Raw genomic sequence first — 20,426 nt, 5'->3', positions numbered from 1 at the left:
ATGAGTGGAGACGAAAGGCCAGATCTCGACCACTACTTCATGGAGATTGCGAGAGTCGTGGCTTCACGCTCCACGTGTCTCAGGCAGAAGGTTGGAGCGCTGATAGTCAAAGACAAGCGCATACTCGCAACAGGCTACAACGGCGCACCTTCAGGCCTGCCGCACTGCCTTGAGATTGGTTGTCTGAGGAAAGAGCTCAATGTCCCATCGGGAGAGAGGCACGAACTCTGCAGGGCTGTACATGCGGAGCAGAACGCGATTATACAGGCTGCTGTACACGGAGTTAGCATAGTAGGCGGTACGCTCTACACCACGCATCAGCCGTGCATAATGTGTGCGAAGATGATAATCAACGCCGGGATAAAAAAGGTCGTTTACGGCAGGAGATACGCAGATGGCAGGGGGCTGGAGTTTCTGAAGGAGGCAGGCATTGAAGTCGTTTACATGCCCATAGACGGTGGCGAGGAGGGGGAGTCCTGAAATTTGTCGTCAGCAAAGAAAGGTACGCAATAGTGAAAGCAAAAGAGGCCGTTGACGGTGCTTTTGCGGTTGTGTACGATGGAAGAGAGATTACGGTCATCGTGGAGGAGTCGAGAGTTGATGAGGTCAATGCCTTTGATGTGCAAAGAGGGTACAGGTTGCTTACGTTCGATGGTGTGCTCCCCTTCGACCTCGTTGGCTTTATTGCGAGAGTTTCCACCGCTTTGGCGGAAGAAGGAGTAAGCATATTTGTTGTATCTTCATACTCAACAGATCACATATTTGTAAAAGAGTCAGACCTCGACAGGGCGATAAAGGGGCTTAGAAAGGCTGGATTTGAGGTTGTTGTGGATTCTTAATTGTATTCTTTCTGATGAACCCCATGGTCATATGAGTTAGAGCGAAGTATCTTTTCTGTTTGAGTTGCTGTAGATACAAGCGAAGTACATGAAAATAAAATTTATAAATATTTATTCTTCATTAAATATTTTTTTAAAATCTTCTTTTAACCACTTTAAAGCGAGCTCGATTGCCCTTTCTGAGAAGTGGGGTTTAATTTTCTTCACGATTTCAACGATTTCATTGTCACTCTTTCCCGGAGATTTTCTGGCTACGTAGTCCACAGTTGTGATTAACTCGAGTAGCGTCGTTGGTGCTTTACCAAACACTTTCACGATCCTATCTACTTTATCTCGTATTTCGCTTGGTATAGATGGTTCTAAAACTGAAGAAAGTCTGTAGTGGTAGCCGAACTCGTCGACATCTCTTTCTAAGTAGTTAGAGATGGTTAGAAGATCCACATCCTCTCTTAGATCGAAGGAATAAGGGCCATAATGGTAGAGGACAAAGTCATATAGTTTGATATTACATGTTGACTGAATCAAGTAAATTATTTTTTGGAGATGCGTATTTCCAGCCCAGCTCCCGACTTCGTTCAATTTTTTCACCACATAAAGAATCAAATCGCTGTTCTTCATCATACCCCACACCTAATTTCGCTTACAATCCTACTGCACAAACTCCAAGCATCATCAACATCTCCCTTTCCAACTCTGGCATAAACCCTCAACTTGTTAATCTTCTTAACACTTTGCACCAACATTTTTATTAGATCTGAAACTTGATAGACGTGTTTTAACTTAACTTCTCTCGATTCCCAGAGTTTCCTCATCTTTTCTATACTCCAATATTTATTTAAATCTTTCGAAATCTCGTCCGCTATCACGAGAAAATCGGATTGCTGAATCTTCGTAATGGACTTTTCCGCCCGATCAACGATAATATCAGTATTTTCATTCAAACTGAACTTTTCAGCTAAGGCTCCGGTCATTCTTTCACAAACTTCGTTGAATTGATCTTTAGTTAAGTCAACATTGTACTCAAACACCAGCCTAGGGTGTTCTCTCCTATATATTGACTCAGCAAGCTTTTTTCTCTCCGTATCCTCCACTTTTTTGGATTTTACATCATTTTTAATAAGATTCATGACGTATACATCATCTAAATCCAAATATTTTTCCAGATCTTCGGGATAACCCTCTGGAAATGCTCTACTCAAGTATCTACCCAGCAAAGAGTCATAGCACCTCCTAATGGGATGGAAATAAACTTGATTAAACATAAAGTATCTAGCAATTAATAATTGTTCAACTACATAGATCCCTCCAACCTCGACGCCAATTCTTGGTTCCATTTTTATTGGCGACTTTTTAACCTCACTAATCAGCTCGTCACCGAAAATTTTGGTTAACCCATCTGCAGACTCCCCATCGGTTTCTCGCTCCAATTTAGGCGTAATCGTAAGAGTCTCGACAATCCTACCGTAATCAAAATTACCATAAGCAACGCCCGTGTAGTGTGAGTCTCTAAGGAGATAATCCATCCGATCTGCATCGATTTCACCAGAAATTATCTCCTGAATTAAGCTCAGTAGAGGATCGCCCCCAAGAATTCCGTTTGCCTTTTTTCCCTTAGTGATTAAAAACGATAGGTCTTCGACAGATACAGTCCTATCAAAAGGTCTCAAAAGTTCATTATAGTATGTTTCAATAATTTCAGCACTATACTCTTCATGCTCTTTTTTTAGTAAATTCTCGCTGGAATGTGAAAAAGGAGGATGCCCAAGGTCGTGAAATAATGCTGCCAGTCTGGTTGTGGTTTCTAATCTATCTTTTAAATGCCCTGGGTTGGCCAACCCGAGATATTCAGCCAGATCCTCTACTTTGTGTTTATTCAATATGCTCCTAACAATCTGAGTCGCTACGTGCATAACTCCCAGCGAATGCTCAAACCTAGTATGGGTAGCCCCGGGGTAGAGGTAGCATGTTAGACCTAGTTGCTTTATGTTCCTAAGCCTTTGAAAGGGTTCAGTGTTAATTAGTTCTTTCTCGGCATCATTTAGGTGTATAAAGCCATGTATTGGATCTCTAATCTCCATACACACTAACAAAACTTATAGTAAGTATTTAAGTCATTCTTTTTTGTTGCATACTGGCAGTAGACTACGGGGTTCAGGTTTGCTTAGTTATTAAATTGGCAGAATTGGTCTTCAGAGGATATTTTTCGAGCCAAGACATTTGTTTTTTTAGTTGCAGGCTTGCTTATGCCTCACTAATGTTCTAAACAAATATTTAGAACGCTGTATCTTTATCCCCTACTAAAGAAAGTGTAAAATCCATGAAAGGGTTGTAGCCCGCCGTGTGGAATCCCCATCATCACTTCAGGGGACGCATGGCTGGCGGGCATTAGTATGCTACTCTATAAAACTTAAAAAAATTTTCCTCGGGATTGCTAAGCGACGATTTTTATGCGAACGTCGATACTGCTATAAAAAGCCATAAAAATCAAAAATATAATTAAAGAACAGCCCTAATTGCCTCCAGACTTGCATCAACCTCAATGGGCTGACCGCAAGCCCTTATGACTGCTTCAGGATCCTTGAGCAGGTGGCCAGTTGTTATGCAGACAACAGTCTCATCTCTCTCAACTACTCCCTCGGCCACGAGCTTTCTCAGACCAGCAACACTTGCAGCACTCGCAGGCTCAACGCCAATTCCCTCCTTTGCCGCCAAATCTTTCTGAGCACGGATGATCTCTTCGTCACTAACCTGAACTGCTGTCCCATTCGACTCGTATATCGCCCTTAAAGCCTTCTTCGCATTTACGGGCTGACCAATCCTTATTGCAGTAGCAACGGTCTCAGGCTTTAAAACTGGATCTATGTCCTCCCTACACTCCATAACGGCCTTGTAGATGGGGTTCGCCCCTTCGGCCTGCACACCCGACATTTTCGGAATTGAGTCGATCAGGCCAAGTTCTTTGAGCTCTTTAAACCCCTTGTATATCGCCGAGATGTTGCCTGCATTTCCTACGGGCAGTACAACTCTGTCCGGCGTTCCTATTTCATCCACGATCTCGTAGGCTATCGTCTTCTGCCCCTCGAGCCTGAAGGGGTTAACAGAGTTGAGCAAATAGAATCCTTCCTCTTCGCTTATCTTTCTCACAAGAGCAAGAGCTTCATCGAAGTTTCCCCTGATCCCTATAACCTTCGCACCGTGCATCAAAGCCTGAGCAACCTTGCCCAGCGCCACCTTACCTGCTGGAAGCAAAACGTAGGCCTTTAAGCCAGCCTTCGCAGCATACATTGCCATGGATGCTGAGGTATTGCCTGTCGATGCGCAGGCAACGGCGTTTCTACCGAGCTCTATTGCCTTTGTAACTCCTACAGTCATACCTCTATCTTTGAAAGATCCGGATGGATTTGCTCCTTCATGCTTGACGTAAACTTTACACCCAAGCTCTTCTGCAAGCTTTGTAGCGTGATACAGCGGTGTTCCACCCTCTTTAAGCGATACCGGTTCTCTTTTAACTGGAAGCAAGCAGCGATACTTCCAGACTCTCAACTCGTTGCCATCAAATTTGAAGTCGATTTCAACGGAATCAAAGTCTATGGCAACCTCAAGCAATCCGCCACACTCACACGTGTATATGTCTTCTCTCTCGTATTTTTTACCGCAGTCGATGCACCGAAGGTAGTATTCCATGGAACCCGCTCGTGGTGAGGGTATTTAAGCTTGCGCATATCGAGCACTTTCGCACCGGTCAAAAGAGAGATTAAGCTTTGCCGCTAAGTTTTACCGTGAACTTCCAGACACTTGCAAGACTCGCAGCAGAGAGCAGGTTTGATGTGTGCCACGAGAACTGCAGATTTGATGCACATAGCCTGGTCTACGTAGCAAAGGGTAAAAATAGAGTCAGGCTGTTTAAGGCACTGCTTTCAAGCAAATGCAGGTTTGATTGTACATACTGCCCTAATCCGTGGAGGAAAGGTATCTCAGTAACCCCCGAACAGTTTGCCCGGGCATTTCTCGAACTAAGAAGACTTGGACTCGTCGATGGCGTGTTCGTCAGCTCTGGAATGCACTCAGATCCAGAGAAGGTTATGGAGGATATAATCGAGACTGGACGGCTCATAAGGAAAGAATTTGGGGGTTACATTCACCTGAAGGTCGTTCCTGGAGCAAGTAGAGAGCAGATAAAGCAGGCGGTTGAAATTGCCAATAGAGTTAGCATAAATATAGAGGTGGCTAAGCCATCGATGCTCAACGAAGTGGGCAGCGTAAAGAGTAGGCACGATGTGCTGAGGAGAGAACGCTGGATTTCGAGAGAAGTAAGAAGACGCAGGAAGGTCAGCCACACCACACAGGTTATAGCGGGCCTTGGAGAGAGCGATGCAGACGTTATATCCTGTATGAAAAAGCAGTACGAAGAATACGGAGTAACAAGGTTCTACATCTCTCCCTTCACTCCTGTTAAGGGTACGCCGATGGAGAGTCGCAGAAGAGAGAGTGGAAGAAGAGTCGCAAGACTCTACAACGTCGATGCTCTCATAAGGCTTTACGGATTCGACGCCAGTCGAATAATGGACGTTCTTGAAGATGGGATGCTCAAAGGCGACCCGAAGGCTCTGGTCGCGGAGAAGTTTGGAATAGAAAGGCCGATTGACATCCCTGGCATAGGTTTGAAAGCAGCAAAACTTATGGAGAAGGGTTACAGCCTTAGAGACTTGAAGAGAATGGGGTTCAGCGTTAAAAAGGCGGCTCCATATGTGGCGGGGCAGACGAGGTTGTGTGATTTTTCATCTATTTGAAATTAAAAATGTTAGCAATTTGTAATTACTTATTTGATAGTTTTGGTTTGTGCTTTTTCCGAAGTAGTTCAAATATTTGCAATTCAAGTTTCGATTTAGATAGTAATAATACGTTACACTTATATATTATTACTAAATCACAATATTTATCAAAACAGCCCAAACAGTAGAACAAGCTATCAAACTTGTAATTGTTATAATTAGCTCTTCATCAGCTTTTTTTCAAAACACTTAAATATTGTCCTCAAGACACTATCAACTGGGGGTGAATAAAAATGAATGGAGGAAAGCTGGCACTGCTGATGGTGACACTGGCTGCTATGGGTACTCTTGTACTGCCTTCGACGACTTCACTGTTTCTTGGGCAGCACATGTGGTATAACATAAGTGGCACTGGCAACAACCTCCCTTGCGAGAAATGTCACGCTGATGTCTTTGCAGAGTTCAAAAACAATCCGGGAGCTCACAAAACGATAGGTGGGGGAACTGATACAGTTGAGCACATAAGAGCTGCATGCGGTGAGTGTCACAGGACGAGCGTGGTTGGAACGTTCGCGAGTGGAGATGGTACTAGTGCTACACCTGGACAGGAAGCACATGCAGCAGCAACGATAGCGTGTATGGCCTGCCACGAGTTTGGTCCGAATGGTAATGCTCCATACTCAGGTGCACCCGTTGCTGGAGGATTTGATAACGTAACTACTGATACTGCTTCTTCACCTTACAACTACGACAACGGTGACACAACTTATGGAACGAAAGAAGCTCACCAGACGTTCATAGAAAGAGCGGTAGAGGATAAAACGCTGATAGACTCAAACGAAGCATGTATTGCCTGTCACACCTATGTACCAGTTAAGATAAACTGGACCCACAAGGTTAGCCTTGAGTTCAACTGTACATATGAATATAACACGGGTACATCTGGCGTTACAACGCACTACAATGTTACGAACTGGACTGTTAATGGTACCAGGTACACAACGGTATTTGGCAACACAACTGGAAACGGTAGCGTAAACGATGCAAGCAACTGGCCGGGTTGGTATCCGTATAGCTGGTAATTTATTTATATTTATTTTTAATTAGAATTTATTTTCCACTTTGAGTGTTGGGTATCAGAAATCTCGAAATACTTTTCTCGGAATAATATTTTAATTGGCTTACGTTAAGAAAAAAGAAAAAATTATATTCTACTAAAGCGAGTTTCTTAAAAATTTTGTTGGTGAATTAAAATGACAATCGGAAAGCTTGCAGTAATCTCTTGTACATTAATGGCTGTAAGTCTTATCGTTCTGCCGCAGACTGTTTCATTGTTTGTTGGTCAGCACATGTGGTACAAGCTGGATGGAGGCTACAGAATCTCCACAGATGTGCCATGCGAGAAATGCCACGCTGACATTGTAGATGAAATGGAGTCGACAGTAGGACCGCATACGGGCGAAACTGGTTATGGAAGGATGGACTGTGAGTTTTGTCATCGTGTGTACTGGGGAGATTATCAATATGCTACTGCTGGAGAAAGTGAAATTGTCATAGGAGAGAAAGCTCATGCAGCATCGACCGTGGCCTGTATGGCTTGCCATGGATGTGTAAAAAAGAAAGAGTTCGATGCGATTCTTGGAGGAAGTCATACGGGTTCACCTTACTTCTCGTATGACCAGTGTGCTAAGTGCCATGGGGAGAATACCGGAGATTATTCTCCGGATGTCCCGCCTGCAGGAGGGTTCGGTCTAACAAATTACTCTGGCGACACTGGAAGACTCGAGGCTCATATGGTATTCGTTCTAAACGCTATAAATAGCTCGAAGATGGTAGATTCAAACGAAGCATGTATTGCCTGTCACACCTACGTGCCTGTTAAGATAAACTGGACCCACAAGGTTAGCCTTGAGTTCAACTGTACGTATGAATACAATACGGGTACATCTGGCGTTACAACGCACTACAACGTTACGAACTGGACTGTTAATGGTACCAGGTACACAACGGTGTACGGTAACACCACTGGAAATGGTAGCGTAAACGATGCAAGCAACTGGCCGGGTTGGTAAACGTCACGAGCGATTTATTTGCTTATTTTTCCCCATCAAAAACGAAAACAGATTTATACTCACGTAACTCATTTTTGTCTGATGTTGAAAAAACGCCTGATACTGCTAACACTGCTCTGTATAATCTTGATAAGTGGGAAGGCTCTATCTGCTCAGCAACACGTTCCTGGTTACGGTGAAATCTGTTTCCCCTGCCACGAGTTACTTCTAAGCAAGCAGGAACAGATATCCAAACTCTCTCATTGCAGGTGTCATAGCGTCGACATATGGAAAGGCGAGCACGTAGTCATGGAAAAACTATCAAAGCTTCACGGCCTTGATCCATGCATCAGGTGCCATGTTGGCGCCGGTTATAGCAGTGAGAACCTCGATGCCATAGCTGTCCATGTCCCTCACACTAATGTAAAGTGCTCGGCATGCCATGGAGAGGGCGTTGTTGTCAAGCCCGATTCGAAGGACTGCTACTACTGCCATAAGGGAGGAGTGCACGAAATCCATTATGGAATTCTGAACGAGATATGTGTTGCGTGTCATGGCAAGGTCATATATAAGTTTGCGGAGCTGAAAGAAGAAGTTGGAGTGAAGGAAACGCCGCAGGAGGAGAAGCCGAAACCCTTCTCGCTCTACGATGTTCTGAAATCTCTATTCACATCTCTGACCGGTAGAATTTGATTTTTTAAGATTTTTGAGTTAATGTGTGTATCATAGCAAAACTAATGCAATAGTAGGCTTCAACAAGCTCTTATAAAAAGCCCGAGTGGGCCCGCGGGGGTTTGAACCCCGGACCTCTCGCTTTCTGCGGCATACGCCTTATCAGGCGAGCGCTCTAACCAGGCTGAGCCACGGGCCCTCTGGAACATGGGGGTGGAAGGGGTTTATGAAGTTTGTGGTATTTCAGTCAGTAATTCAACAATCACTCTTCAACGTCTACTCTGCACATTTCTCTTATGTATCCTACTGTAATACCCATCTCTGCAGCCCTCTTCTTCAGGCGCTTATCGTTGGTGATTAAAACACATCCGGAACTCTTTGCAAGGTCAAGGAGTGCAACATCCGTTCCTGCGGCATCCACGTCAACCACTTCACACATCTGCTCAACAAGGTTCAGTGCAAAGCGTGCAGCCCTCCTCTCTTTTCCGGTAAGGCTGACCTCGAGCCTCTTTAGCTCTTCAACGACCATGGAAGGGACAAAAAACCTCCTGAAACCGAGGTCTTTAAGCTGGCCAAAGACGTCGATTTTTTCAAGAAAAATGTACATGAGGACGTTGGTGTCGATTACTGCGCACCTTACTTTATCGTTCCGGCCCCTATCAGTCTCCATCTCGAGCCTACCCTTCTGCTTATAGCAACTCTCCAGCCTTTTTCAGCGCATACAGGCCTTTTGAGCTTCACTTCGACAACGTCGTCTCTTGCAGACGTTACTACTCCCAGCGTTATTGCGGTGCCAACGCTAAGCATCAGTGGCTCGTTCATCTTTATCTTCTCCACTCTGAGTTCCTCTTCAGTACCAACAACCCTCTCGAGAAGCTGGACGTCCATTGTGAACTCCGTCAGCACATCGGGCAGTGACTTCTCGTAACCGAGCACGTTGCCGACAAGGGCATCACTCTTCGTCAAGTAGGGATCGAGCCTGGTTGCGACGCCTATCAGTCCACCCGGTGTTGCTTCATCGACAGACTTGCCTGATGCCATTATTCCGACGACTTCGGAGTGCAACTCTTCCCAGGTACCCCTCTTTTCATCCTTTATACCCGGCCTTATTGTTATCTCGTCTCCAACCTTCAGCCTACCCCTTGAAAGACTGCCTCCAACAACCCCGCCAATCAGCTTCTCAGGCGGTGTGCCAGGCTTGTTTACATCGAAACTTCTCGCTATGTGCATGAGGGGCGGAGCATCGAGATCTCTTTCTGGAGTTGGGATGGTTTCCTCTATTGCTTCTATAAGCGCGTCGATGTTGACCTTCTGCTGGGCTGAAATTGGGATTATCGGAGCGTTTTCTGCAATTGTACCCTTTACGAACTCTTTTATCTCCTTGTAGTTTTCGAGCACTCTTTCCTTAGAAACTATATCTATCTTGTTCTGGGCGATGACTATTCTGTCCACGCCTATAATCTCGAGGGCCATGAGGTGCTCCTTCGTCTGGGGGCGGGGGCACTTTTCGTTTGCAGCTATGACGAGAACAGCTCCATCCATCAGCGCTGCACCGCTCAGCATCGTTGCCATCAGGGTTTCGTGCCCGGGGCTATCAACGAAACTCACGGTTCGCAGAATTTCGGTCTCAACGCCATGGATAGGGCATACTTTCTCGACCGTGAATGCTTTTGGCGGCTCACACTTCGGACACTTCCTGAAGGTAGTATCAGCGTAACCAAGCCTTATGGATATTCCTCTCTTAAGCTCCTCGCTATGTCTGTCTGTCCAAACACCACTCAACGCAGCTACGAGTGTGGTTTTTCCGTGATCAACGTGACCAATCATTCCTATATTTACTTCCGGAAGAGGGACATCATCTTTCATGCTGAGAAATAACCGTCGGGTAGGCTTTAAAAATGTTTCATATCCCGGCAGTTCAAAACTTTCTATCCTTTTAAAAGGATTCTCAAAGTTTAAATAGTGCAGTATCGAGGCTGGAAAGGTGATGCTCATGGAAGAAGTGGATAAGATCATCACGCTCTGCGGTAGAGACTGGGCAAAGGTCGGAATGGAATTCACTTTTCTTGGTGGAAAGGCTGAATGCGAGAACTGCAAACTGAAGCGCACCTGTCTCAGGCTGAGAGAAGGCTCGAAGTACAAGATAGTTGGGCTGAGAGATGGAACACCGCAGGAGTGTCCTCTCCATGATGAGGGTGTTGTTGCCGTCGAAGTTATCGAGCTACCCATACTCGCCCTAATCGACTCGAAAATGGCGGTTGAGGGAGCAAAGCTGCATTTCGAAAGGCGGTGCAACTTCATAGGCTGCTCAATGTACAACCTGTGCAGCCCTGTTGAGCTGCAGAGCGGGGATGCAGTCATAGTGGAAAGAATAATCGGGGATGCCCCCGAGAAGTGCCAGAAGGGTTTCAGCCTGAAGGTGGTCGAACTCAAAAGAGAGACTTAAACTTAAATAATTCAATGTTTTAGTTCTTTCTTTTCTCTTTCAATCATTTCAAGGGCCTGTATAAGCTCTATTGCGGTTTCCGTTAACTTGATTGTTTTCTTCCCGGATACGTACTCGAAGTCAAGCAAACCTGCTTTTTCGAGTCTATGAACTTTAACGTAGGCTGTTGAGTAAGGCATTTTCAGTCTTCTCGCAACGTCTGAGATACAAATGCCATTGTTACCTTCTATGAACCTTATGAGGTCGAGGTCTCTGACGAACATCCTGATAACCTCTCGCATACCAACTGCTTGACTTGCTGGGGTTTAAATTTTATGTTTTTAACTCATTTAGCTTAACTATTCTGCTTTCTTCCTGAAAAATTTAATATAACTACAATCATTGTAATGATAAAACTTTAAAAATTACGGCAAGTCCCATCTGCTCCTCGGGTCTCCTTCGATGTACTTCTCTACAAGTCTCTTTTCTGGATATATTTCGAACAGATTCGACAGGCTCAGAACCATGAAGAGCACATCCGCGAGCTCTTCCTCTATACTCCCTCTCTCGCCTTTCCTCACAGCTTCAGCAAGCTCTCCAACTTCCTCGAAGAGTACAGCCAGCAGAAAGAGCGGACCAGACTTAGCATCGGTCTCGTAGTACTTTTCCCTTATCCTTGCCTGCAGTTCTTTGAGTTCCATAAACGGTGTAGTTCGTTTTGAATAAAACCTCTTCTAAGCGGATGTTTTAAATACATCTGCGACAATCAAGCTTTAATGTCAGACGAACCCGAAACCTTTGACCATGAGTACGTGGTAATAGGCTGCGGTGCAGTGGGCTTCGGAGTAATCAAGGAGCTAGTCAGAAAGAACAAGAAAGTCCTTGCAGTCGATATATCCAAAGAAAGGGTAGAAGTGCTCAGAGACGAACATTACGATGCAATTGTTGGTGATGCGACGGATGCAGAACTGTACAAAAAGTTCGACTACAGCAAAACGTCGGTTGTTCTGCTTCTGACACCCGATGCGGAAGTCAACAAAGCAGCCATTGAAGCCATCAGGACAGTAAGCAGGGATGTCTTTATAATAGCGAGAGGAACAGATCACAAGAGCAGAGAGGAGATGGAACTCCTCGGTGCGGATTTTGTTGTCATTCCTGCTGAAGCTCTTAAGAGCTCCGTTATAACTGCAATTAACAAAATGGAAACGTTCAGAAAGATAAAGAAGTTCAGAAGCGTTATTGAGAGTGTTAAAGGTGGGAAGCTCGGAATTTTTACCCACGACAACCCCGACCCGGATGCAATATCTTCCGCCCTTGCCCTTAAAGAAATCGCGAAGAATTATGGAGTTGAGGCGGATATAATCTATTACGGCGAGATTTTCCATCAGGAAAATAAGGCAATGGTGAACCTCCTGCAGATTCCTCTTGTCAGGGGTAAGGAGGCGGATCTGTCCTCATATTCCAAGTTCGCCATCGTCGACGCTTCAAAGCCGGGGGCGAACAACTCAATTCCAAAGGACATCGAAGTTCACATCGTTATTGATCACCATCAGGCTGAAGGTGTTGAGGCGGAATACATCGATTTGAGGACAGACGTTGGCGCAACGGCAACGATACTCACGGAATACCTGAGAGAGCTCAAGCTCGTGCCAAGCAGAACCCTCGCAACTGCCCTATTCTTTGGTATAAGGACGGAAACGGATGACTTCAAGAAGAACACACGCACGGCCGATTTCACAGCAGCGGCTTACCTTTACCCCTTCGTTGACCACGAACTGATTGAGAAGATGGAGGGGCCGGCAATATCAACAGAAACACTCGACGTCCTTGGAGCGGCAATAAAGAACAGGCAGGTATACTCGAGCTTCCTGATAAGTTTTGCCGGATTCATCAACGATAGAGATGCTTTACCCCAAGCTGCGGACTTCCTGCTCAGACTCGAGGGAATTTCGACAGTCCTCGTTTTTGGGGTTGTGAAGGATACAGTGTACTTATCAGCGAGAAACAAAGACGTCCGAATTAACATAGGCGAGGTACTGAAGAGGGCCTTTGGAGACGTAGGAAGCGCTGGCGGCCATGCGCACGCTGCAGGAGGCCAGATACCCCTTGGAATCTTCGGCAGCGCAACGGATAAAGAAGCTCTTGGAAAGCTCGTAACCGAGGCGATAAAGAGGAGGTTCCTTTCAGCCGTTGGAATTGAAATAGAATAGAAATGGATTTATCCTTTCACACCAATTTTCTATCATGAAAATCGAGGCCGTTAAGATTGAGAACCCTGATTGTAAGTATCAGGTAATTGTCGGTCAGGGAAACTTTGCTGTTTTTACGTGCGACGACCTGTTTAAGACCATGCTGACGACTGTGCCGGGCATCAAGTGTGCAGTTGCGATGAATGAAGCTCAACCAAAGCTTACGAGGGTGACAGGCAACGACGAGGAGCTGAAGGAACTCGCTGCGAAAAACTGCCTCGCAATAGGGGCAAGCCACGTCTTCGTCATAATGACGTCGAACGCTTTTCCAATAAATGTCCTCAACGCCGTAAAAATGCATCCTGCAGTTTGCAATATCTTTGTTGCATCTGCAAACCCCATCGAAATAATCGTTGCCGAGACGGAGCTTGGAAGGGCCGTGCTTGGGGCGGTTGACGGCACTGCGGTAACGAAAATAGAAAGCGAGGAGGAAAAGAGGGAGAGAAGAAAGCTCGTTGAGAAGCTCGGATACAGGCTCGATTAACTTTCTGCATGTTTTTCTTCTTCACTTGCTTCTTCTTTTCCTTCTTCTCCCTTATCACCCGCTTTGGATGTCTCTTCAGTTTCTTCGCCTTCTTTCCCTTCTTCTCTGTCCGTATCTGTATCCTCAGCTTCCCCTCCCTTGGCCATCTCTATGGCCTCTATCACGGCCTTTTCCTCTTCCTTCTTGAACCTCTCCACTATGTCTATCTCTTCAATGTCAAGGAGCTTGAAAATTGCGTTTATGGCTGCAAACTTCCCTATTGCAAAGTACTGACTGAAAGCAACACCCTTCGGAACTTCCACAACCGCCTTCTTCCCGTCGAGCTCGACTTCAACATCAACTCCCGTATTTATGAAGAAGAGGGCCTTTATTTTCTCTGCATCGTCCTCTATGAGCTCCTTGACTTCAACGTCGAAGATGAGCGTCTTGCCTGCAAGCGGGTGGTTGTAGTCGATTATTGCCCTTCTGCCTATCACTCTCTCCACAGTTCCAACCTTGTCGCCAATGCGAACGCGCTGTCCTGGCTGCGGCCTCTCCTTGAACCTCTTTACGCTTACGACCTCCTTGTTCTCTGGATCATACTCGCCAAATGCCTTCTCAGGCGGGACAACGATTTCTCCCTTAAAGCCAACGTCTTTGCCTACGAGTTCCTCGTCAAGGCCTTTGACGACGTGCCCTTCTCCAACCACGATGGTTATATCGCCGTACTTCGCATTCTCGTTGTATATTCCGTACTCTTTTGCCACCTCTTCATCTGTTGTATCGATTACCGTTCCATCTTCAAGTTTTGCCGTGTAGCTAACCTTGATAAAGTCTCCAGCTTTAATGGCCATGTCGTCTCCCTCCACAAGTTTTTTAGCGAAGCAGTTGAAGGATATAAAAAGGTTGGGTAAGTGTGGAGCGGGAGTAGACATGGAAGTGGAAGTAAAGTTCAGCGTTGAGGGTTTTGAAGAGGTGGAGAAAAAGCTTGCCGAAACTGGCAAATTCGTAATTGAGAAGGAGGAGGAAGACCTCTACTTTAACTCACCTTGGAGGGATTTCAGGAAGAGCGATGAAGCGCTCAGAATAAGGAAAGACAGCGAGGGTGTAACGCTAACGTACAAGGGGCGGAAGATTGACAAAGAAACCAAGACGAGGGAGGAGATAAAGCTCAAGGTTGAGGACTTTGATAACTGCAGGAGAATACTTGAAAAGCTCGGCTTCACGCCAGTGAGATGGGTGAAAAAGCGGAGGAGGATTTATCAAGTTGGTGAGGCAGTAGTTTGTCTTGATGAGATTGATGGCCTTGGAAAGTTCGTGGAAGTAGAAATCGAAAGCGAGGACGTTGAAGGGGCGAAGAAGAAAGTCTTTGAGGTTGCGAGGAGCCTTGGGCTGGAGGGGGAGAGCATAAGAAAGTCTTATCTTGAGATGCTTGAGAATCTGTGAGCTTTTTGTGTACTTTAATGAAAAAAAGTTTCATTCTTTTCAGGATAGTTGGAATATGGACTTCAATAAACTTTTATAGTCTCATTTACAACACACTAAACATGAAAACTATAACAATATCGGATGATGTTTACGAAAAGCTTGCCAGAATCAAGGGGAAAAAGAGTTTCAGCGCCGTCATTGATGAACTAATAAAGAAAAACGTCGAGAAGAGGATTGAAATGCTCATAAAATCTGCAGTAAACCAATAATTTTAATTTTGAAAATTATTGGCAGGTTATTGAGGAGTTAGGCGCTGGAGAGGTCTCTAATAAAGTGATTAATAGACGTTTCCTGTAAAGAGTAGAAAATGTGAAGAAAATAAAAGACATGTTGAAAAGAATTCACAGCCAGGTTTGCAGATGACGAACTCTTAGAATCTTGGGTTATATTACGTAAACCTCTCCGTTCTTCGGCGCGTATGCGTCTATACCTACTTCGTCCTTTATCCATTCTGCAAATGCCTCAGTCTCTTCTCCATGAACGGTGAAGACTATTTCAGCTCCCTTGTTTGCAGCTTTCTCGACGACTTCCTTGAGCTGCTCGTCGTCTGCGTGGGCGGAGAAGTCATACTGCTCGACACCCATTTTCAGCTTAACTGTCCGCATACCGAGGTTGAGCATGCCCTTCTTCAAGGCCATGTCTCCATTCGTTCCTTCAACCTGATAGCCTGTGAGGAGTATCTTTGACTTCTCGTCGTTGTAGAGCTTCGAGATGTAGAACAACGCCGGCCCTCCGTTCAGCATACCTGCTGTGGTGACGATTGCTGCAGGCTCTGTAAGGACATCCTCTCTTTTGCCCCTCTCAACGGGTATAGCCTTTTTGAGAGCTCTCCTGAGCTTCCTCGCACTCTTGATGTAATCCGGATACCTTTCGAGGATTTTTCCAACTTCCTTTCCCATGCCGTCAACGTAGGGCGTTATTCCGTGTTTTTCGAGAATCATCAGGACTTCCTGGGTTCTGCCAACAGCGAAGGCTGGAATTATCGCATGCCCACCTCTGTCGAGGGTCTCTATTACCGACTCGACGAAGGCCTTTTCGAGTTCTCTTCTGTCGGGATGCTCAATGCCGAAATACGTGCTCTCAACTATCAGCACGTCAGTTTCAGGGAAATTGAGGTCTGCTGGCTCCAGTAGCCTTGTCTCCTGGAGTTTTACGTCTCCCGTGTAGAGTATGTTTATGTCCTTGGACATGTGGACCATAGCGCTGCCTGGAATGTGGCCTGCGTTGAACAGCGTTACTTCCCACCCGCTGATGTAGAAGGGCTCGTAGAACTCCACATCCCTTGCGTTGCTCTCGAACTGCCTGAACTCTCTTCTGCCGTATGGCGGGTACTCCATTATGTTCATTGAATCTTTCAGGAGAACATGAGCGAGATCCCTCGTTGGAGGAGTCATATATACGGACGGATCGTAGTCCATCAGATTTGGAACTACACCTACGTGGTCGAGGTGACCGTGGGTGATTATCACCTCTGTAGGAGAAACTCCGTTAATTGGAAATTCTGGAGGCGATGACGGTTTCATCCCGTAATCGAGGATAATGGAGTCTACCATTATCGCCGACCTTCCTACTTCTCTGCATCCGCCAAGGAAATGAATTACGACCATTCCTCAACGCTTTGTGGATAAAGAATATATATGTTTTGGTCACCGAACTTTTCGCGTGTTATGATGTTGAGTATGAATAAAAAACTAATGCAACTCGTACATCAAACTACTCACTTACTGCATTCTGAAAATTTAGAACGTAGAGTTAAGATCAAAGAACGAGTTTACGAAACTCATCTACGCTGCCTATGGATTCTATGAAGTCTCCGAGCCTCTGCCCTTTCTTTGCTTTTTCTCTGTAAACACTGATTACTCTTTCGGCTATCTCCAGACACTGCTCGGCGCTGAGTCCTTCGGCAAGTACTTCAGCAAACCTTGGCTTTCTGCCAGCAGAACCTCCGACAAAGCAGGTAAAACCGTCTTTTGTACCCATGAATCCCAGGTCTTTAACTATCGGCTCGGTACACGAGTTTGGACAACCACAAACACCTATTTTGAACTTAGATGGCAGCACTAATCCGTTATATCTTTTTTCAAGCTCTAAACCGAGTTCAAGTGTATCCTGTAAACCAATCTTGCAGAATGTCTTCCCCGGGCACACCTTAACACTTCTCACGCAAAGTCCGTTGGCTGCTGCAGGCTCCAATCCAACTTCTTCCCAGAATGCGTCGAGGTCTTCGTCCTTTATTCCGACTATTGCTATTCGCTGAGCCCCGGTAAGCTTTATTATGGAGTTGTATTTCTCCGCAACGTCTGCTATCTTCCTCAGAGACTCTGGGGTGATAATTCCGGCTGGAATTCTCAGAACGACAGCATTTGAGCCATCTCTCTGCTTGATTCTCTTAGTTACGTGCCTCTCTTTTTCCATAATTTTATGTTTCTCTGATATTATATATCTCTTTGGCTTCTTGGATTATTAATAAAAAGCTACCAGCAGCTAATATAATCGTACGCCTTATCAGCACGTATGCTTCAGATCGTTCAGGGTTCGCGGATTTTTGATGTTCCTCCTCGACAACGTCCAATCGACTGAGGAAGGCGCAGAAGAAAGTGCTCGAAAAGTACTTCAGCGAGTAGGTTGAGAGCTGTAACATGCTAAAAATCGATAAACCTTTCCTCTACGTGATAACAAGCGGTAAGAGGTGGAAGCACGAAGAAGTGGCGAAAGCGGCGTTAAAGGCTGGCGTCAGGATTATCCAGTACCGGGAAAAGGAAGCCCCGGCAAGAGTTATGGTTGGGGAGGCAAGGCGAATAAGAAAGCTTTGCGACGAGTATGATGCGATGTTGATAGTGAACGACAGGGTTGATATTGCAATCGCATGCAATGCTGACGGCGTTCATGTGGGTCAGGACGACATTCCAGCGGAGATTGTTGCTGAAATCTTCGATGGCATTATCGGTATGTCGGTCAAAACTGTGGAGCAGGCAAAGCAGGCTGAGGAGTACGCTGACTATTTAGGGGCTGGTTCAGCTTTCCCCACAGGCACGAAGGAGTCGAAGGTGATAGGGGTTGAGGGCATTCGTAGAATCGTTGAAGCTGTATCCATTCCTGTCGTTGCAATCGGCGGAATAACTCGGGAAAACGTTTTAGAAGTTCTGAAAACTGGTGTTGCAGGCGTTGCCGTCGTTTCTGCTGTTTCGATGGCTGATGATCCGGAAGATGCAGCAAGGAAACTCCTTGGGATATTATCCACATTTAATGGTGGGAGATAAATGTCTTATCCCAAAATTATTTCACAACCCAACATCCAACTCTTGTGAGAAAACTAACGAACAAGAAGATCAGGTGGATAATCAGACAACTCCCATGTGGGCTTCCGCCAAGGCTGTGGATATTTTCTATTCGACACACTCCCATCCGGGCTTCTAAGCCCACTTTAACGAGTCGTTCGGTGAGGAGTTCTCCCCAATCTAAACGTCGGGCTTTTAAGCCCAGTTAGTTACCGGGGTACACTCCTCACCGTAGTAGCTTGTAGGAGTATAACTTATATAAGGCTTTTTATCTCTCAGCACCGCATATACGACTGTTAGAAGTTTCCTTGCTGTTGCAACTATGGCCTTCTGGGATCCCTTTCTCTGTTTTATTCTCTCGTAGAATTGCCTGAATCTTTCATCTTTCCTTATTGCAACGAAGGCACACTGAACGAGAACCCACCTGAGAAGTTTGTTCCCCTCCTTCGTTATCCTTCCAGTGATTGTTTTGTTTCCGGACTGTCTTGTGGAGGGTACTAAGCCAGCATAGCTGCAGAGCTTCTTTGAGTTCGGGAAACGCTTTATGTCGCCAATCTCAGCGTAGATTAGCAGGGCTGAGAAGTAGCCTATTCCTGGAATGGTTGTTAGAAGCACGGTTTCTTCATTCTCCAAGCACTTCTGCCTTATTTCTTTATCTATTTCCTTAATTTCATTCTCGATTGATGAAAGGATCCTCAGATAGCGATCTATCCACTCGTTGTTTAAAGAGTTTAGAAATTCCCTTCCTTCTGAATTGAAGAGATTCCCATCGTACTTTATTCCGTTCTTTGCGAGGATTGAATGAATTCTGTTCTTTGTTGAGGTTGAAAGCTTTTTCAGTCTTATCCTTTCCCTTATTATCTCCCTCAGCTCCATTATTTCATCTGGTGGTAGATAGGCAGTTGGGAGGAAGTTTGTTCTTGCTAAATCGGCTAATACTTTTGCATCTACTCTGTCTGTCTTCTTCTTTGATTCCGCTATCAGTTTGGTTTTGTACGGATGGGAGAGGAGGACTTCGTTTTTCTTTCTGAGTTTTCTTGCAAGGTTTATCGCTGTTGTTGTTGGCTCCAATATGATTGTTCTGTTTCCAGGAATATTCTCCAGGAATTTTTCAAGCTCTTCAGTTCTTACTTTCTTTTCCAGGATTATTTCTCCGTTCTCTTTCATAGCGCATACGAAGGAGAAATTCTTATGTACGTCTACACCTACGTATACACGGCTTCCGCCCATCCTATCCCTCCAATCTTATTTCGGTTGGAGTATTTAAGGGCGGAAGCCCAACATGTTATCTAAACAAAGGAACTCCAGTGAGAGAAATAGCCGCTGTGATGAGAGTAACGCCAAGAAGGATCTATCAGCTTAAAAAACAATACGAAGAAACAGGAAAGATACCAGAACTAAAACAAGCAGGAAGGAAACCAAAGTTAATAGATCCAGATATAGAGCAAATCGTTTTGCAAGCTTACCACAAATACAAACTGAGCCCTGTAACCCTTGAAAAACTGATAGAAAGAGATTATGGCATCCACATTCCCCACAACACCATCTACAAGATCATGCTGAAAAACAACCTTGTGGAGGAGAACATGAACAAGAAGAAGCAAAGAAGGTGGGTAAGATTTGAGAGAAAACATTCCATGAGTTTGTGGCAAGGGGACTGGAAAAAGCTTGGAAATAAGTGGATAATAGCCTTCATGGACGACGCTTCCCGTTTTATCACCTGCTACGGCATCTTTGATTCTGCTACTGCAGAGAACACAATAAAAGTTCTCAAGAAAGGATTCGCTGAGTTTGGCATTCCTGATGAAATACTGACCGACCACGGAACTCAGTTCGTTGCAGCTAAGAGCAGAGAGAAGGCTAAGCACAGGTTTAAGGATTTTCTGGCTGAGAATGGAGTTAAGCATATTCTGGCGAGAGTGAGTCATCCTCAAACAAACGGAAAGATCGAGAGGTTCTTTGGCTTGATGGAGCAGAAGCTTAGTCTTTTTGATTCTGTTGACGAGTTTGTTTATTGGTACAACTTTGTCAAGCCACACATGAGCCTGAATTTTGATGAACTGGAGACACCTTATCAGGCTTTTCTCAGGAAGTTGCCTGCTGAAAGGGTTTTCGAGTACGGGAGGTGGTTGTTTGAGGAGTGAAATTATTTCGGGATATCACAATGGTGGGAGATAAAGGAAAATAAA

24 protein-coding genes, 1 tRNA gene and 1 pseudogene are annotated in these 20,426 nt (G+C 45.3%); 14 read left to right on the top strand and 12 right to left on the bottom strand.

The features are described from left to right. The gene (locus ARCVE_RS00435; protein ID WP_013682804.1) at positions 1 to 480 is read left to right on the top strand and encodes a deoxycytidylate deaminase; all 480 of its coding nucleotides are present in this window, start codon (positions 1 to 3) and stop codon (positions 478 to 480) included. A 32-nt stretch (positions 481 to 512) separates the two neighbouring features. Beyond that, positions 513 to 839: an ACT domain-containing protein gene (locus ARCVE_RS00430; protein ID WP_013682803.1), complete on the top strand. Its 327-nt coding sequence runs from the start codon at positions 513 to 515 to the stop codon at positions 837 to 839. A gap of 111 nt (positions 840 to 950) precedes the next feature. On the opposite strand, the gene ARCVE_RS00425 is transcribed toward ARCVE_RS00430, so the two are convergent. The 3 genes from ARCVE_RS00425 to thrC form a co-directional block, all read right to left on the bottom strand. Beyond that, positions 951 to 1,460 (bottom strand): hypothetical protein, encoded by a 510-nt coding sequence (locus tag ARCVE_RS00425; protein ID WP_156785976.1) that lies wholly within the window; start codon positions 1,458 to 1,460, stop codon positions 951 to 953. After that, on the bottom strand, positions 1,457 to 2,917 hold the full coding sequence (locus ARCVE_RS10695; RefSeq protein WP_013682801.1) for an HD domain-containing protein: 1,461 nt from the start codon (positions 2,915 to 2,917) through the stop codon (positions 1,457 to 1,459). The genes ARCVE_RS00425 and ARCVE_RS10695 overlap by 4 nt, the downstream gene beginning before the upstream one ends. A gap of 418 nt (positions 2,918 to 3,335) precedes the next feature. Then, entirely contained in the window at positions 3,336 to 4,523 is a 1,188-nt protein-coding gene (gene thrC / locus ARCVE_RS00415) for a threonine synthase (protein ID WP_013682800.1), read from the bottom strand. A gap of 95 nt (positions 4,524 to 4,618) precedes the next feature. Between thrC and ARCVE_RS00410 the strand changes: the two genes are divergently transcribed. The 4 genes from ARCVE_RS00410 to ARCVE_RS00395 all read left to right on the top strand — a co-directional run bounded on the left by ARCVE_RS00410 (position 4,619) and on the right by ARCVE_RS00395 (position 8,355). Next, positions 4,619 to 5,629 (top strand): radical SAM protein, encoded by a 1,011-nt coding sequence (locus ARCVE_RS00410; protein WP_013682799.1) that lies wholly within the window; start codon positions 4,619 to 4,621, stop codon positions 5,627 to 5,629. Positions 5,630 to 5,904: 275 nt separating this feature from the next. Continuing rightward, a complete protein-coding gene (locus ARCVE_RS00405) occupies positions 5,905 to 6,693 on the top strand; it encodes a hypothetical protein (RefSeq protein ID WP_013682798.1) in 789 nt (262 codons plus the stop codon). A gap of 171 nt (positions 6,694 to 6,864) precedes the next feature. Continuing rightward, complete coding sequence (locus ARCVE_RS00400; protein WP_013682797.1) at positions 6,865 to 7,683, top strand: hypothetical protein; 819 nt, start codon at positions 6,865 to 6,867, stop codon at positions 7,681 to 7,683. Between the two features lie 81 nt (positions 7,684 to 7,764). Continuing rightward, positions 7,765 to 8,355, top strand: coding sequence for a hypothetical protein (locus tag ARCVE_RS00395; RefSeq protein WP_013682796.1), 591 nt, complete (start codon positions 7,765 to 7,767; stop codon positions 8,353 to 8,355). Positions 8,356 to 8,441: 86 nt separating this feature from the next. On the opposite strand, the gene ARCVE_RS00390 is transcribed toward ARCVE_RS00395, so the two are convergent. From ARCVE_RS00390 to ARCVE_RS00380, 3 genes are all read right to left on the bottom strand, one after another. Further along, positions 8,442 to 8,533, bottom strand: a tRNA-Ile gene (locus ARCVE_RS00390). Between the two features lie 63 nt (positions 8,534 to 8,596). Beyond that, positions 8,597 to 9,004, bottom strand: coding sequence for a type II toxin-antitoxin system VapC family toxin (locus tag ARCVE_RS00385; protein WP_013682795.1), 408 nt, complete (start codon positions 9,002 to 9,004; stop codon positions 8,597 to 8,599). Beyond that, positions 8,971 to 10,200, bottom strand: coding sequence for a translation initiation factor IF-2 subunit gamma (locus tag ARCVE_RS00380; protein WP_013682794.1), 1,230 nt, complete (start codon positions 10,198 to 10,200; stop codon positions 8,971 to 8,973). The genes ARCVE_RS00385 and ARCVE_RS00380 overlap by 34 nt, the downstream gene beginning before the upstream one ends. Before the next feature lie 127 nt (positions 10,201 to 10,327). On the opposite strand from ARCVE_RS00380, the gene ARCVE_RS00375 reads away from it, so the two are divergent. Continuing rightward, entirely contained in the window at positions 10,328 to 10,780 is a 453-nt protein-coding gene (locus ARCVE_RS00375; RefSeq protein WP_013682793.1) for a UPF0179 family protein, read from the top strand. An 11-nt stretch (positions 10,781 to 10,791) separates the two neighbouring features. Here the strand turns inward: ARCVE_RS00375 and ARCVE_RS00370 are convergent, their stop codons facing one another. Together ARCVE_RS00370 and ARCVE_RS00365 are read right to left on the bottom strand one after the other, a co-directional pair. Beyond that, positions 10,792 to 11,061 carry a MarR family transcriptional regulator gene (locus ARCVE_RS00370; RefSeq protein WP_013682792.1) on the bottom strand — a complete coding sequence of 90 codons (270 nt, stop codon included), beginning with the start codon at positions 11,059 to 11,061 and terminating at the stop codon, positions 10,792 to 10,794. A gap of 123 nt (positions 11,062 to 11,184) precedes the next feature. Beyond that, positions 11,185 to 11,460 carry a MazG nucleotide pyrophosphohydrolase domain-containing protein gene (locus ARCVE_RS00365; RefSeq protein WP_013682791.1) on the bottom strand — a complete coding sequence of 92 codons (276 nt, stop codon included), beginning with the start codon at positions 11,458 to 11,460 and terminating at the stop codon, positions 11,185 to 11,187. Positions 11,461 to 11,535: 75 nt separating this feature from the next. Here ARCVE_RS00365 and ARCVE_RS00360 point away from each other — a divergent pair, with 75 nt between their 5' ends. Continuing rightward, positions 11,536 to 12,969 carry a DHH family phosphoesterase gene (locus ARCVE_RS00360; RefSeq protein ID WP_013682790.1) on the top strand — a complete coding sequence of 478 codons (1,434 nt, stop codon included), beginning with the start codon at positions 11,536 to 11,538 and terminating at the stop codon, positions 12,967 to 12,969. A gap of 31 nt (positions 12,970 to 13,000) precedes the next feature. After that, positions 13,001 to 13,492 (top strand): adenosine-specific kinase, encoded by a 492-nt coding sequence (locus tag ARCVE_RS00355; RefSeq protein ID WP_048085402.1) that lies wholly within the window; start codon positions 13,001 to 13,003, stop codon positions 13,490 to 13,492. Here ARCVE_RS00355 and ARCVE_RS00350 read toward each other — a convergent pair. Further along, the gene (locus ARCVE_RS00350) at positions 13,489 to 14,340 is read right to left on the bottom strand and encodes an FKBP-type peptidyl-prolyl cis-trans isomerase (RefSeq protein WP_232215808.1); all 852 of its coding nucleotides are present in this window, start codon (positions 14,338 to 14,340) and stop codon (positions 13,489 to 13,491) included. The two genes, ARCVE_RS00355 and ARCVE_RS00350, sit on opposite strands and share 4 nt — an antisense overlap. Before the next feature lie 64 nt (positions 14,341 to 14,404). Here ARCVE_RS00350 and cyaB point away from each other — a divergent pair, with 64 nt between their 5' ends. Continuing rightward, positions 14,405 to 14,917 (top strand): class IV adenylate cyclase, encoded by a 513-nt coding sequence (gene cyaB / locus ARCVE_RS00345; RefSeq protein WP_013682787.1) that lies wholly within the window; start codon positions 14,405 to 14,407, stop codon positions 14,915 to 14,917. A 101-nt stretch (positions 14,918 to 15,018) separates the two neighbouring features. Next, positions 15,019 to 15,168, top strand: coding sequence for an antitoxin VapB family protein (locus ARCVE_RS10955; protein ID WP_083809349.1), 150 nt, complete (start codon positions 15,019 to 15,021; stop codon positions 15,166 to 15,168). Positions 15,169 to 15,342: 174 nt separating this feature from the next. On the opposite strand, the gene ARCVE_RS00335 is transcribed toward ARCVE_RS10955, so the two are convergent. Further along, on the bottom strand, positions 15,343 to 16,566 hold the full coding sequence (locus tag ARCVE_RS00335; RefSeq protein WP_013682785.1) for an MBL fold metallo-hydrolase: 1,224 nt from the start codon (positions 16,564 to 16,566) through the stop codon (positions 15,343 to 15,345). 151 nt (positions 16,567 to 16,717) lie between these two features. Beyond that, positions 16,718 to 17,374: an NAD(P)/FAD-dependent oxidoreductase gene (locus ARCVE_RS00330; RefSeq protein WP_013682784.1), complete on the bottom strand. Its 657-nt coding sequence runs from the start codon at positions 17,372 to 17,374 to the stop codon at positions 16,718 to 16,720. 224 nt (positions 17,375 to 17,598) lie between these two features. Between ARCVE_RS00330 and thiE the strand changes: the two genes are divergently transcribed. Continuing rightward, entirely contained in the window at positions 17,599 to 18,219 is a 621-nt protein-coding gene (thiE, locus tag ARCVE_RS00320) for a thiamine phosphate synthase (protein WP_013682783.1), read from the top strand. Between the two features lie 44 nt (positions 18,220 to 18,263). After that, positions 18,264 to 18,368: pseudogene (locus ARCVE_RS11825) on the top strand (IS481 family transposase); the annotation flags it as partial. A gap of 64 nt (positions 18,369 to 18,432) precedes the next feature. Here the strand turns inward: ARCVE_RS11825 and ARCVE_RS00315 are convergent. Next, entirely contained in the window at positions 18,433 to 19,467 is a 1,035-nt protein-coding gene (locus ARCVE_RS00315) for an IS110 family transposase (RefSeq protein WP_013682782.1), read from the bottom strand. Between the two features lie 17 nt (positions 19,468 to 19,484). On the opposite strand from ARCVE_RS00315, the gene ARCVE_RS00310 reads away from it, so the two are divergent. Beyond that, complete coding sequence (locus tag ARCVE_RS00310; RefSeq protein WP_013682781.1) at positions 19,485 to 20,381, top strand: IS481 family transposase; 897 nt, start codon at positions 19,485 to 19,487, stop codon at positions 20,379 to 20,381. The last annotated feature ends 45 nt before the right edge of the window (positions 20,382 to 20,426 follow it).

It is taken from the genome of Archaeoglobus veneficus SNP6, from assembly GCF_000194625.1.
Classification (GTDB): Archaea; Halobacteriota; Archaeoglobi; order Archaeoglobales; family Archaeoglobaceae; genus Archaeoglobus_C; species Archaeoglobus_C veneficus.
The sequence above is the reverse complement of the archived record's forward strand: the minus strand, read 5'-3'. Positions and strand labels throughout refer to the sequence as shown.

Excerpts from the sequence above, each read along its gene's own strand:
- ARCVE_RS00435 (WP_013682804.1), top strand. The coding sequence starts at position 1 with ATGAGTGGAGACGAAAGGCCAGATCTCGACCACTACTTCATGGAGATT.
- ARCVE_RS00425 (WP_156785976.1), bottom strand. The coding sequence starts at position 1,460 with ATGATGAAGAACAGCGATTTGATTCTTTATGTGGTGAAAAAATTGAAC.
- ARCVE_RS10695 (WP_013682801.1), bottom strand. The coding sequence starts at position 2,917 with ATGGAGATTAGAGATCCAATACATGGCTTTATACACCTAAATGATGCC.
- thrC (WP_013682800.1), bottom strand. The coding sequence starts at position 4,523 with ATGGAATACTACCTTCGGTGCATCGACTGCGGTAAAAAATACGAGAGA.
- ARCVE_RS00405 (WP_013682798.1), top strand. The coding sequence starts at position 5,905 with ATGAATGGAGGAAAGCTGGCACTGCTGATGGTGACACTGGCTGCTATG.
- ARCVE_RS00400 (WP_013682797.1), top strand. The coding sequence starts at position 6,865 with ATGACAATCGGAAAGCTTGCAGTAATCTCTTGTACATTAATGGCTGTA.
- ARCVE_RS00395 (WP_013682796.1), top strand. The coding sequence starts at position 7,765 with ATGTTGAAAAAACGCCTGATACTGCTAACACTGCTCTGTATAATCTTG.
- ARCVE_RS00385 (WP_013682795.1), bottom strand. The coding sequence starts at position 9,004 with ATGGAGACTGATAGGGGCCGGAACGATAAAGTAAGGTGCGCAGTAATC.
- ARCVE_RS00380 (WP_013682794.1), bottom strand. The coding sequence starts at position 10,200 with ATGAAAGATGATGTCCCTCTTCCGGAAGTAAATATAGGAATGATTGGT.
- ARCVE_RS00375 (WP_013682793.1), top strand. The coding sequence starts at position 10,328 with ATGGAAGAAGTGGATAAGATCATCACGCTCTGCGGTAGAGACTGGGCA.
- ARCVE_RS00370 (WP_013682792.1), bottom strand. The coding sequence starts at position 11,061 with ATGCGAGAGGTTATCAGGATGTTCGTCAGAGACCTCGACCTCATAAGG.
- ARCVE_RS00365 (WP_013682791.1), bottom strand. The coding sequence starts at position 11,460 with ATGGAACTCAAAGAACTGCAGGCAAGGATAAGGGAAAAGTACTACGAG.
- ARCVE_RS00360 (WP_013682790.1), top strand. The coding sequence starts at position 11,536 with ATGTCAGACGAACCCGAAACCTTTGACCATGAGTACGTGGTAATAGGC.
- cyaB (WP_013682787.1), top strand. The coding sequence starts at position 14,405 with ATGGAAGTGGAAGTAAAGTTCAGCGTTGAGGGTTTTGAAGAGGTGGAG.
- ARCVE_RS10955 (WP_083809349.1), top strand. The coding sequence starts at position 15,019 with ATGAAAACTATAACAATATCGGATGATGTTTACGAAAAGCTTGCCAGA.
- ARCVE_RS00335 (WP_013682785.1), bottom strand. The coding sequence starts at position 16,566 with ATGGTCGTAATTCATTTCCTTGGCGGATGCAGAGAAGTAGGAAGGTCG.
- ARCVE_RS00330 (WP_013682784.1), bottom strand. The coding sequence starts at position 17,374 with ATGGAAAAAGAGAGGCACGTAACTAAGAGAATCAAGCAGAGAGATGGC.
- thiE (WP_013682783.1), top strand. The coding sequence starts at position 17,599 with ATGCTAAAAATCGATAAACCTTTCCTCTACGTGATAACAAGCGGTAAG.
- ARCVE_RS00315 (WP_013682782.1), bottom strand. The coding sequence starts at position 19,467 with ATGGGCGGAAGCCGTGTATACGTAGGTGTAGACGTACATAAGAATTTC.